This is a genomic window from Pseudomonas sp. 32A (assembly GCF_052682255.1).
The window spans coordinates 6,077,483-6,089,464 of sequence record NZ_JBQYLY010000001.1; the positions used below are offsets into that span (position 1 = coordinate 6,077,483).

General features: G+C 59.8%; 10 protein-coding genes and 1 tRNA gene. 8 read left to right on the plus strand and 3 right to left on the minus strand.

What is annotated here, in order from left to right; genetic code table 11:
- Positions 1 to 28: 28 nt before the first annotated feature.
- From ACUN0G_RS27920 to ACUN0G_RS27940, 5 genes are read left to right on the plus strand one after another with little or no spacing between them, the layout of a single operon-like run.
- Positions 29 to 589, plus strand: a complete 561-nt coding sequence (locus ACUN0G_RS27920; RefSeq protein ID WP_445574914.1) for a carboxymuconolactone decarboxylase family protein — start codon at positions 29 to 31, stop codon at positions 587 to 589.
- Between the two features lie 52 nt (positions 590 to 641).
- Positions 642 to 1,703, plus strand: coding sequence for an acyl-CoA dehydrogenase family protein (locus ACUN0G_RS27925; RefSeq protein ID WP_076013902.1), 1,062 nt, complete (start codon positions 642 to 644; stop codon positions 1,701 to 1,703).
- Positions 1,700 to 2,503, plus strand: a complete 804-nt coding sequence (locus ACUN0G_RS27930) for an ABC transporter ATP-binding protein (RefSeq protein ID WP_445574915.1) — start codon at positions 1,700 to 1,702, stop codon at positions 2,501 to 2,503. The genes ACUN0G_RS27925 and ACUN0G_RS27930 overlap by 4 nt, the downstream gene beginning before the upstream one ends.
- Positions 2,490 to 3,689: an ABC transporter substrate-binding protein gene (locus tag ACUN0G_RS27935; RefSeq protein WP_063030691.1), complete on the plus strand. Its 1,200-nt coding sequence runs from the start codon at positions 2,490 to 2,492 to the stop codon at positions 3,687 to 3,689. Before ACUN0G_RS27930 ends, ACUN0G_RS27935 begins: the two co-directional genes overlap by 14 nt.
- Before the next feature lie 14 nt (positions 3,690 to 3,703).
- Positions 3,704 to 4,456, plus strand: coding sequence for an ABC transporter permease (locus tag ACUN0G_RS27940; RefSeq protein WP_172834573.1), 753 nt, complete (start codon positions 3,704 to 3,706; stop codon positions 4,454 to 4,456).
- A 48-nt stretch (positions 4,457 to 4,504) separates the two neighbouring features.
- Here the strand turns inward: ACUN0G_RS27940 and ACUN0G_RS27945 are convergent, their stop codons facing one another.
- Positions 4,505 to 8,029 carry a membrane-targeted effector domain-containing toxin gene (locus ACUN0G_RS27945; RefSeq protein ID WP_445574916.1) on the minus strand — a complete coding sequence of 1,175 codons (3,525 nt, stop codon included), beginning with the start codon at positions 8,027 to 8,029 and terminating at the stop codon, positions 4,505 to 4,507.
- A 146-nt stretch (positions 8,030 to 8,175) separates the two neighbouring features.
- The gene (locus ACUN0G_RS27950; RefSeq protein ID WP_010171564.1) at positions 8,176 to 8,313 is read right to left on the minus strand and encodes a hypothetical protein; all 138 of its coding nucleotides are present in this window, start codon (positions 8,311 to 8,313) and stop codon (positions 8,176 to 8,178) included.
- Positions 8,314 to 8,486: 173 nt separating this feature from the next.
- Here ACUN0G_RS27950 and ACUN0G_RS27955 point away from each other — a divergent pair, with 173 nt between their 5' ends.
- Positions 8,487 to 8,681, plus strand: coding sequence for a hypothetical protein (locus tag ACUN0G_RS27955; protein ID WP_010171562.1), 195 nt, complete (start codon positions 8,487 to 8,489; stop codon positions 8,679 to 8,681).
- Position 8,682: 1 nt separating this feature from the next.
- Here ACUN0G_RS27955 and ACUN0G_RS27960 read toward each other — a convergent pair whose 3' ends face one another.
- The gene (locus ACUN0G_RS27960; RefSeq protein ID WP_093197443.1) at positions 8,683 to 9,060 is read right to left on the minus strand and encodes a fe2+ zn2+ uptake regulation protein; all 378 of its coding nucleotides are present in this window, start codon (positions 9,058 to 9,060) and stop codon (positions 8,683 to 8,685) included.
- Between the two features lie 240 nt (positions 9,061 to 9,300).
- Between ACUN0G_RS27960 and pvdQ the strand changes: the two genes are divergently transcribed.
- Together pvdQ and ACUN0G_RS27970 are read left to right on the plus strand one after the other, a co-directional pair.
- Positions 9,301 to 11,598 carry a bifunctional acylase PvdQ gene (gene pvdQ / locus ACUN0G_RS27965; protein WP_445574917.1) on the plus strand — a complete coding sequence of 766 codons (2,298 nt, stop codon included), beginning with the start codon at positions 9,301 to 9,303 and terminating at the stop codon, positions 11,596 to 11,598.
- A 214-nt stretch (positions 11,599 to 11,812) separates the two neighbouring features.
- A tRNA-Cys gene (locus ACUN0G_RS27970) sits at positions 11,813 to 11,886 on the plus strand.
- Positions 11,887 to 11,982: the final 96 nt, after the last annotated feature.

An 11,982-nucleotide genomic window follows, 5' to 3' on the forward strand; every position in this document is an offset into this window, starting at 1 on the left:
GTACACGATTCCATGAGGAGACCACTCCATGTCCCGCGTACCGATGCTAACCCTGGAAACCGCCCCTGAAGCGGCCAAGCCCTTTCTGGAAACTGCCCTGAAGGGTTCCGGGTTCATCCCCAATCTGTTGGCGGTGCTGGCCAATGCCCCGGCAGCACTGGAAACCTACATCACCGTGTCGGGCCTGAACGCCAAGTCCGACCTGAGCCTGGCCGACCGCGAAGTGGTGCAACTGATTGCCGCCACGAACCACGGTTGCGATTTCTGCGTCGCCGGGCACACTGCTGTAGCGCGCAACAAGGCCAAGCTGCCGGAAGACGTGATCGACGCCCTGCGCCAGCGTGGCGAACTGCCCAACGAGCGTTATGAGACACTGGCCGCGTTCACCCGTGAAGTGATCGCCACCCGCGGTGATGTCAGCGACGCCGGCTACGCCGCGTTCCGTGAGGCGGGCTACACCGACGGTCATGCGCTTGAGGTTATTCTGGGCGTCAGCCTGGCCACCCTGTGCAATTTCGCCAACGTGTTTGCGCGCACGCCGCTCAACCCGGAGCTGGCGCAGTACCGTTGGGAAAAACCGGCAAGCTGAAGGCGCGCAAGCGTTCGCGATGGTAAACATGCTGTAACAAGGAGAAACATGAATGCTTGACCCAATCTTGAGCCGTTGGCTCGATGTTCAAGCGCAGGCCCTGGATGTGGGCAGTTGCGATCCGCAGGAAGTGCTGCCACGGCTGGCAGAGGCCAATGTATTACGTATCGGTGTGCCCAAGGACCTCGGCGGCCTGGGCGGCGACGTCACGGGCGCCATAGAGGCGATTGCCGATGTGGCCAGTCATTCCCTGGCCTCGGCGTTTGTGTGCTGGGGCCAACGTTCGTTTATCGAATATCTGCTGCAAAGCCCGAATCAGCGCCTGCGTGAGCAACTGCTGCCGGACCTGCTGAGCGGCAAGCTGGCCGGGGCCACCGGGTTGTCCAATGCGATGAAATTCTTGTCGGGTATCGAGTCGCTGCAAATCAGCGCCGAGCCGACCGATGACGGCTGGAACCTCAATGGCCGCCTGCACTGGGTGACCAACCTGCGCAAGAACGGGTTTGTGGTGGCCGCCGCTATCGAGCATGCCCAGGGCGGGGCGCCGTTTATCCTGGCGATCCCCGATTCGGTGTCCGGTCTGCAACGTTCCCGTGACCTGGAACTGTTGGGCCTGCAATCGAGCAACACCGCAGCCCTCGGCTTTGAAGCGGTGGAACTGAGCCGCGACTGGTTGCTGCATGATGATGCACGCAAGTTTCTGCCGGCCGTGCGCCCGGCATTTCTCGGTTTGCAATGCGGCATGTCCATCGGCCTGGCGCGACGCTCGCTGGCCGAAGTGGCTAATCATTTGGGTTCCAGCCGCACCGTGTTGCGTGAAGAGCTGGAAGTGCTGCGCACTTCGCTGGAACAGGCGGTCAACGACCTCAAGAAAGGCTTGCTGAGCGGCCGCTTCGGTACCGAGCCGGTACCGTTGTTCCGCCTGCGCATCGCCCTTGCGGAAATTGCTGCCAGCGCCGTCCAACTGGAGCTGCAAGCCAGTGGCGGCAAGGCCTACCTGACCGCCCACGGCAGCGGCTTTGCCCGGCGCTGGCGCGAGTCGGCATTTGTACCGATCGTGACCCCGAGCCTGGTGCAGTTGCGCACCGAGTTGAACCGTCAGGCCAATCTATGAGCCAGGCGGTATTGCACGCCCAGGGAATTTGCCTGGGCTATGGGGGCAATTCGGTGCTGGAAGGGTTCGACCTGCAATTGCAACCCGGCGAAGTGGTGTCGATCCTCGGCCCCAGCGGTGTTGGCAAGTCCAGCCTGCTGCGGGTGCTTGCCGGTTTGCAGGCGCCCCAGGGGGGCAGCATCCGCCTGCTGGGCGAGCCGTTGAATGGCCCGCATCCTCGGGTGGCGGTAGCGTTCCAGGACCCCAGCCTGTTGCCGTGGCTCAGCCTGGAAAAGAACGTCGCCTTCGGCCTGGATTTTGCCCGCCAGCCGCATCTCAGCCCTGAAGAGCGTCGCAGCCGGGTCGACCACGCGATCCACGCCGTAGGCCTGGAACACGCCCGGCAGCAGTTCCCGGCGGCGTTGTCCGGCGGCATGGCCCAGCGTACGGCGCTGGCCCGCTGCCTGGCCCGCCAGCCGCAGGTCTTGCTGCTGGACGAACCCTTCGGCGCCCTGGATGAAGTGACTCGTGCCGACATGCAGCACCTGCTGCTCAAGGTCAATCGCGAGCAAGGTTCGGCCGCAGTGCTGATCACCCATGACATCGACGAAGCGCTGCTGTTGTCCGACCGGATTCTGCTACTGGGTAACCGCCCGGCGCGGACCCTCGGCGAATGGCGCATCGACCTGCCGCAACCGCGGGAAGAACAGGTGGAAGCCATCGGCACCCTGCGCATCGAGATTCTCAAAACCCTACGGCGGGCGAGCCGCACCGAACCCCAACCCCCTGAACTGCTGGAGCCTTGCCATGTGTCTGGATGACCTCACTCACTCGCGCCGTGATTTTCTCAAACTCTCGGCCGTGCTCAGTGCCGCCGGTGCCTTGCCGCTGCTGAGCAGCTTGCAGGCCCGCGCGGCCAGTGAGCCGGACGCACCGGTACGCATCGGCTACCTGCCGATCACCGACGCCACGCCGCTGCTGGTGGCCCACAATAACGGCCTGTTCGAAGCCGAAGGCATCAAGGCCGAGCGCCCGGTGTTGCTGCGCAGTTGGGCCCAGGTGATCGAGGCGTTTATCTCCGGCCAGGTCAACGTGATTCACCTGCTGTCGCCGATGACCGTGTGGGCGCGTTACGGCAGCAAGGTCCCGGCCAAGGTCGTGGCCTGGAACCATGTGGGCGGCTCGGGTTTGACCGTGTCCCCGGGCATTACTGATGTGAAGCAACTGGGCGGCAAGTCGGTGGCGATTCCGTTCTGGTACTCGATCCACAACGTGGTGGTGCAGCAGCTGTTCCGTGACAACGGCCTGACCCCGGTGGCGCGTGCGGCGGGTAGCGCAATTGCCGCCAACGAGGTCAACCTGATCGTATTGCCGCCCTCGGACATGCCGCCGGCCCTGGCCAGCAAACGCATCGACGGCTACATCGTCGCCGAGCCGTTCAACGCCCTGGCGGAAAACCTCAACGTGGGCCGGGTGCAGCGCTTTACCGGCGACGTGTGGCGCAACCATGCGTGCTGCGTGGTGTTCATGCACGAGCATGACCTGACCAACCGCCCGGAATGGTCGCAGAAGGTGGTGAATGCAATCGTCAAGGCCCAGGTCTGGACGCGCGACAACCGTGAAGAGGCGGTGAAGCTGCTGTCCAAGGACGGCGAGAACCGCTACACGCCGCATGCCGAACCGGTACTGCGTAAAGTCCTGGCGCCGGCTGCCAGCGACCGTGCGGCATACCTGGCTGACGGCGCGATCCAGCACGCCAACTGGGACGAGCACCGTATCGACTTCCAGCCGTATCCATTCCCCAGCTACACCGAGGAACTGGTGCGTCGCCTGAAAGACACGCTGATCGAGGGCGACAAGAAATTCCTCGCCGACCTGGACCCGGCGTTTGTCGCCAAAGACCTGGTGGATGACCGCTTCGTGCGTAACGCCATTGCGGCGGTGGGCGGCATGAAGACCTTCGGCTTGCCGGAAGGCTTCGAGCGGCACGAGGAGATTGGCGTTTGAATAACGGCAAAACCTTGGGCTTGCCGGGCTGGTTGCTTGGCTTGAGTGGGCTGGCGGGATTGTTGTTGCTCTGGTGGCTGGGGGTGAAAGTGTTTGGCAGTGCGGACGGTTTGTCTGCGCGGTTTTCGCTGTCGGCGACCCTCGCCAGCCTCTGGGAATTGCTGGGGCGCAGCGAGCTGTACCTGAACATCGCCGTGAGTCTGAAGCGGATCTTCGTCGGGCTGTTCCTGGCGTTACTGATTGGCGTGCCGTTGGGCTTGCTGGTGGGCAGTTCGCGCAAACTGGAGGCGGCGACTACGCCGGCTTTCCAGTTTTTGCGGATGATCTCGCCGTTGTCGTGGATGCCCATCGTGGTGATGTTGATGGGCGTGGGCGACCAGCCGATCTACTTCCTGCTGGCGTTCGCCGCGGTGTGGCCGATTCTGCTGAATACCGCGGCGGGTGTGCGTCAGCTTGATCCGCGCTGGTTGCAACTGAGCAAGAGCCTGAGCGCCACGCGCTGGGAAACCTTGCGCCGGGTGATTATTCCCGGCGTGATGGGGCACGTGCTGACCGGCGTGCGCCTGGCCATCGGGATCCTGTGGATCGTGCTGGTGCCGTGCGAGATGCTCGGGGTCAGTGCCGGGCTGGGTTATTACATCCTCGACACTCGCGACCGGCTGGCCTACTCGGAGCTGATGGCGATGGTGCTGCTGATCGGCCTGTTGGGGTTTGCCCTGGATGCGTTTGCGCGCTGGTTGCATCAGCGTTGGGTGCATGGGGGATAAGCCCCTTTCGCCAGGGCCCGGAGACGTTTCCGGGGCCTGGCGATTTGCTCAGGGTTTTACGTAGATCTGTAGATCGCCCGGAATGTCGTTGGGTTGTAACGGCCTGGCTGGGTCGGGAATGTGCTTTTTTGCTTTAAGACCGATGCTGCCATTGGTCCTGTTCCTGTCGTTGAAAATCCCGATGCCGATACCTTCCGTGAGTTCGGCCAGGCCGGGAACACCTTCAGAGGTGTTCATGTGGGCATGCCCCACCAACGCCACCCACTTTTCGGTGCCGGAATTGGCCTGAATGGTTTCGGCAGCGTAGTAGTTGAACTCCTTGAGCCGCTGTTCCGAGTTGACGCCCGACTGTGTCGAGCTGCGCGACTTGTCATGTTTGTGTCGCGTTAGATAATAATGATCAATCGGTAACAGCTCTATGCCGTTAACCTCCAGTTTTTGCTTGAGTTGCGCCAGTGATGGGTTCGTGCGCGGAACTCCGGATTTTCCGAGCATGCCGATACCATCGTCCTTCGCGCCACCAGGCATGTCGATATACCCTTCGAAGTAGATCTTCTTTACTCCTTGGCTCTTCAGCGTACTCACGTTGTCGTAGAGCAGCTTGAAGCTGGCCATCTGGGAGTGAAACTCTCCAAATACCACGCCGTTTGATGCTTTCAAGGCCTCTGTGATCAGCTCGGCTGCGGGGACCGGTACGGGGACATCGGGGATGGCAGGGCGCGGCGGAAGGCCTCCATCCTTGATCGCCTCATAATAGTCCTCCATTTCCACCCGAAACTTATCCAGCGTTGCCTGGCGGGTGTCGGGCTTGAAATGGTCGACTTCGAGCCTTCCTTTCAAACTTTCCACGTATTGGCCTTCGGGTAACGGCTTCCTGATTCGAGGTGGGCGGTTGACGGTGTTCATCGGGTTAAACCGGTGAGTGCTCTTGCTCGAAGAGGCGTAGGTGTTGGGGGAGGGTTCCAGCGTATCAGCGCCACTGAACGTCTGCAGAGGGCTGCCGTACGGCTGGTGCTTTTGTGCGTCGAAAGCGTACCACTTGCCCTTGATCTGCACGGCGCTGCCTTCGACCGTCTGCTCGCCCATCTGGAACGAGCCGGTGGCGGCTGCCTCATATCGATTACCAGCGGCGACGAGCTCCCGACTGTTCGCAGTGCCTTTGAGTGTCTTCAAGCCCTGGGTGGCAGCGTTTGCGCCGCTGATGGCGAGTTTTCCCGCGCCGACTGCCAAGTCGCCAAGGCCGCTCAGCGGATTGAGTTCCGAGAGTGCGGTAACCCCGAAAATCTTGCTCAGCTTGAGGGCTTTGCTGGCCGCGCTGCTGACAGTGCCCAGGGTTTTCCCGACCTTCGCGGCGACGCCTGCGCCTGCCGTGAGAAAGCCAAACGCATCAAATGCCAGGTCAGAGAACCCGTCTTTATAGTTTCCGTTGCTCAGGTTGACGATGGCTGACCTGAGCGGAATAAGGTCGAGGAAAAAGTTGCCGATGGTGTCGGCGACAGCCCTTCGATGCTCATCCGGGGTGGTTCCGGCGGCGCGTTGTTTAATCGCATCGAGGTCAAGGCCCTCGACAATTGAATCCGCGAGGTACTCCGCCCGGAAATTCCTGAACAGGTTGGGATTGGATCCCTCCAGCGGGTTCTCTTGCTTTACATAGTCGCGCCTGGAACCGAAGGTGGAGAACTCTTCTATTCGGGTTACTTCGTTGGCGATCTTCTGGTCCTGGCGCGTGATGATGGCGTTGCTGACTTTTCTGATGCTGCCTTTTTCGGTATCGAACTCATAGGTGGACGGCTTGTTCTGGTGTTGTGTGGTTACCAGAATTTTTTTGCTTGTATGGAAGAGGGTTTCTCCTGCGAATGGGGTCCAGCTGATTCTGTAGGAGTTTTCTTTGTAGAAGTTCAGCTTTCCTAACCGCAGGTTTTCTTTGTCCTCCGGTGGAAGGTTGGCGAGGGCATTCAAGATGGAATATTTCTTGACGGTTTTATAGTCGCTTATGGTCTGGCTTATGGCGTTGTCAAAGGTGACGGGAACGTTGAAGCCGGGTCCCTGGGTAAAGGCAGCGAAAGCGTCAAGGTCGATACCGTGCGTTCCCGGTTTGAGCGCCCAGTCTGATGCCGTTATTTTCTCGCCCTGCATGGTCAGGTCCAGCATGGAATAAGGGCCGCGGATGGGGATCGTCTTGTTGGCGGTTTTGTTGGGCTTGAGCAACACCTTTTCTTCAAAAGGTACGCCCTCGCCAAATTTTTCCTTGAGCGCGTCCAGCGCCATCTGCTTACGGCTGGGCATGGGGGCGTCAAGCAGGGCGGAGGCGTGTTTCAGCTTGCCCAATTGATAGTTGAACGCGTCCATGGCGGAATCAATGTCTGCTTTTTCGTAAAGCCTGTCGTCTTTCGCCTCAAGCACCCCATTGGCCACGGCCCAATCCAACAGCGCTGCAGTTTGCGCTGACTCGGGAGCGGCACCACTTGAGTCGGCGGCGATCATCACCTCGGCAAAGCTCATGTTCGCGACGCTTCCAGGGGACTTGGCTTCGACAGCCGCCGCCGCGATGCACACGTTGGCCCAGGTCTGGCTGCCGTATACCACGCTGTCGGGAATATCCTTGATCAGCAACTGCGGCGCCGCCCGCATCAACAGCAGGTGGGTACCCAGCGAGGCGTTGGCGGGTGAGGTTTTACCGGTATCAATCAAATGCTGGTGCAGGCCGGCGACAATCGCCGAGATTGGTTTGCCCCAATATTGTTTATGTGACAGATCGAATCCGGCCACCTTGTTGCGATGCGGTTGGGTGATGGACTCGTGATCCAGAGCGAGATTGATGGCTGCCAGTACGTGATCATTCACACTGCTATCAGTCGAAATGCTCTCCAGCTTGTTCTGCAAGGCCTCTCCCAACGCTTGGCCTCGGGGGGAGCCGATGAGGGCTTCCAGGGCTTTGACCGGATCGCTTGAGGCTTCGGCGGAGAGCGGCAGGTTGCTGTTCAGAAACTCCAGGAGCCCCCGCTGCTGGCTTGCTTGCTGAAAACTACCGACATGCTCTCTGGCGGCTGTCAGCAATTCGCTTTGCTGATGTGTGCTCAAGGGCAGGGGCCAAGACAAACCACCGCCCAGATTTCCCCATGGATGGGGGTGTGAGCGTGCAAGCGATGCCCGCCCCAGGGTCAGCAGTTCGTCATGGGTGGTTGGCTCGGGCAGGCCATTAGCCTTGAGAAAGTTCGCCAGACTGACAGCGTTAGCACTATTGGGGGTGTACGACGCATTGGGGGCGAGGTCCATCAGCCGGCTTGCCAGCGCAGACTGCACTGCCAAAAAAGGCGCGTTTGGCCCTACCACCGTGGCGACATCAGTGAGCTGCTGCGCCAGTGTCTGCCAGTTTTTTCGGTCAGCCAGCGCGGTCTTCAGGGCTTTCGGGCCATCGGGGGGCGGTGGGTCAGCCGCGGGATCCTCAACGTCCGTTGCGCGTTGCAATGTTTCATCGGAATAAGGCGGAATATCGGGGAGCGGTATCGGAGGTGGGGGAGGTGACGGATAAGGGGTGGAGGACAGAACAGAGTTGCGGACTATTGAGGTCATCGTGAACACCTTGAGGCACGCTCATCAGGGATGCGCCTTTCAGGAAAACCTCCCTGCTTCCTGGACGCTCTTCCTGAGTGTCGGAAACAGGGGTGGCGGCTCCGCCTGGACAGTGTTCAAGTTGTCAGAAAATGTGCGAATGACGATCAGCGATGGTAATACCCTGGTCCGCCGTCGTAGTAGCGATGGTCATGCCAACCGCCGCCGCCGTGGGGGAAAATAATGCAGCCGCTCATGCTCAACATGATCAACAAGGGAATCAGCAGTGTGATTCGACGAAGCATTTCAAAATCCTCTAGGGTACTCACAGGTTCAATCAGGCGTTGGGCAAGCCAAAGTTTTTCATCGCCTGTAACATGAGACCCCGCCGACCCCAATCCATCCCCGCCAATGGGTATGTGCTTGGTGTGGCAGTCGATACAAAGTGGATACAATTTTTTAGCTTCAGGAACCCGTCATGACCCAAAAGCAACGTTTGAAATACTCGATTCTGATTTCCCTGGTGGTACTGGGGACCATGTTTGGCCTGTCCTACCTGCAGAACAACGGGGTCATCAGCGAAAAGACGTTCCAGTACATCGCGATTGCCGTAGCGGTTACTGTGGTGGTGATCAACGGTGTGATGCGCCGCAAGGTCAAGCCTAACCTCTGAGTCAGGCCCGGCCTTCCAGGACTTTGGCAGCCTGCTCATGCAGGCTGTAGCTCTTGTCGGCGTTCAGGGTGATCACGCCTTCGGTGCACAGGCGCTTGAGCACCTCCCGCACGCTGAGAAACGACAACGGAATGCCCAGCTCCAGCAAATGGCTGTGCACGCCCCGCACGCCGAGGGTGCGCTGGTTGTCGGCGGCCGTCAGCAGGGCGTCGATGACCTTCAGCCGGATCAGGCTGGTGCGCAGGCCAAAACACTTGAGCAAATGACGAATGCGCTGGTTGCCATGTTCCGGCGCTTTGCCGAACGCCTGGTTTCCGGTGCCAAAGCCTCCGTCATGCATGGATGAGTGTCCTTCCGTGGGCAGTTGCGGGTTGTACATGCAAAAACTCCTTATCAGAGCCTGATCAGGAAAATGATGGCGCTCTTAGTTAATAAGACGTACGAGCAGCCGAAATCATGAAGCGCGGGATGTAGAAATTTTGTCGGTAACATCTTCGAGACATAAATACCTCAAGTTCAACCTGTCGATTTTATAAATTATTCTCGGTATTTACGTCTTAACTGAGGTGTTGGCGAAGCTATCCCTCGTCACGGTATTTAATTTGGCTGTGGAGTCTGCGTGATTATTTCCAACGGGTTGTTCAGGGTGTGCGTGGTTGGGGCGTTGCTGGGGCTGAGTGTTTCGGCCACGGCGCGGGTGCAGGAGCAACAGACCACCGCGGAGATTCGGCGTACCAGCTTTGGTGTACCGCATATCCGGGCCAACGATGAGCGTGGGCTGGGGTTTGGCATCGGTTATGCCTATGCCCAGGACAACCTGTGCCTGCTGGCCAATGAAGTGGTGACCGTCAACGGCGAGCGCGCCAAGTACTTTGGCCCCGAGCAGGCAACCCAGGAAGGGCGTAATAACCTGACCAACGACGTGTTCTTCACGTGGCTGAACACACCCGAGGCCGTTGCGGCATTCTGGAAGGCGCAACCCCCGGCGATGCAGCAGCGCATCGAAGGGTATGTTGCCGGCTACAACCGTTACCTCAAGGAGCGTACCGCCCAAGGCTTGCCGGCGCAGTGCCAGGCGGCTTGGGTACGGCCGATCACGGCTGAAGACCTGGTCAAGGTGACCCGTCGGCTGCTGGTGGAAGGTGGCGTCGGGCAGTTTGCCGAAGCGGTGGTGGGCGCCACGCCGCCCAATACCGTGGCTCAGGTGGATGCCAAGGCATTTGAGGTCGCAGCCGCCAATCAACAGCGTTTCGCCCTGGACCGTGGCAGCAACGCCGTCGCCGTCGGCCGTGACCGTTCGTTCAATGGTCGCGGCATGTTGCTGGCCAACCCGCATTTTCCGTGGGTCGGCGGCATGCGTTTCTACGAGATGCACCTGACCATTCCCGGCCAGCTGGATGTAATGGGCGCCGCCTTGCCGGGCCTGCCGGTGATCAATATCGGCTTCAACCAGCACGTGGCCTGGACGCATACCGTTGATACCTCCAAGCACTTCACGCTGTACCGACTGACCCTGGACCCGAAAGACCCGACCCGCTATCTGCTGGATGGCAAATCCTTGCCCATGGATAAAACCAGCATCAAGGTGACAGTCAAAGCCGCCGACGGCAGCACCCAGGAACAGTCCCGCACGGTCTACAGCTCGCAGTTCGGCCCGGTGGTGCAATGGCCTGGCAAGCTCGACTGGGATAACAAATATGCCTTCAGCCTGCGAGACGCCAACCTGGGCAACGACCGCGTTCTGCAACAGTGGTACGCGATGAACCGCGCCGCCAACCTCAAGGAACTGCAAGACTCGGTGCACACCCTGCAAGGTATCCCGTGGGTCAACACCCTGGCGGCGGACGACCAGGGCCAGAGCCTGTACATGAACCTGTCGGTGGTACCGAACGTCAGCGCGAAAAAACTTGCGCAGTGCAGCGATCCCCGGGTGGGCCTGCAGTTCATCATGCTCGACGGCTCCCGCAGCGCCTGCGCCTGGGACGTGGACCCGCGTGCCGCCCAGTCTGGGATTTTCCCGGCCGATCAACTGCCGCAACTGCAGCGCACCGACTACGTGCAGCACTCCAATGACTCGGCGTGGATGGCCAACCCCAAAGCGCCGCTGACCGGATTCTCGCCGGTGATCAGCCAGGAGAAAATCGGCCTGGGCCCACGTGCCCGTTTCGCCTTGCAGCGCTTGCAGGAACTCGACAAGCAACCGATCAAAGCCGCCGACTTGCAGAACATGGTCATGGACAACCAGGTGTACCTTGCCAGCCAAGTCATGCCGGACCTGCTCAAGTACTGCGCGGGTGCCGACGCCGCCGTGAAATCCGTGTGCGACAGCCTCAAAAGCTGGGACCAGCGCGCCAACCTCGACAGCGGCGTGGGCCTGGTGCACTTCATCAACCTGGCGGAACAACTGGCACAAGCACCCGATGCATGGAAAGTGGGGTTTGACCCGGCACAACCACTGACCACACCTCGTGGGCTGGCGATTGAACGCGCAGGCGTGGCCAAGGCGCTGCATGAAGCGATGCTTGCCTCAGCCGCCGACGTTGCCAAACGCGGGCTGACCGCCGACAGCCGCTGGGGTGACATCCAGGTCTCGGGCCAGACCCCGATCCACGGCGGGCCGCAAGAGCTCGGCGTTTACAACGCCATGCAAAGCGTGCCAAGGGCTGACGGCAAGCGCGAAGTGGTCAGCGGCAGCAGCTACTTGCAGATCGTGACCTTCGACGAGAAGGGCCCCAATGCCGAAGGCGTGCTGGCGTTCTCCCTGTCCAGCGACCCGGCGTCGAAATACTACAAGGACCAGACCCAGGCGTTTTCCGAGAAAAAACTCAGCCCATTGCCGTTTACCGAACAGCAGATCAAGGCGGACCCGCAGTACCAATTGCAGGTTATCCGTGACAAGGAAGAAGCCGGGCGGTAGGGTAGCCCACCAGGAAACGAAGCCCCTTGAGAGAATATTTTTTGAAATCAAGGGGTTGCAAGCCCTGGCAAATGAGTACATAATTGCGCCCATCGAACGCACTGAAGCATTAAAAACTTCAATGTTTTCAATGAGATAGAGTAGAGGCAAGCTTCACATAGCCCACTCAAGTTTGTATGCGGTGAATGTCGGTTGTAAGGCATTGATCGTTTGAGGCCGAGTAGCAAAATGGTTATGCAGCGGATTGCAAATCCGCCTACGCCGGTTCGATTCCGACCTCGGCCTCCACTCTTAAAGCCCCGTAGATCAATGATCTACGGGGTTTTTTATTGCCTGTGATTTGAGAAGTGTTCCGCAACTTTTGGAATGTGTTCCGCAACCCTA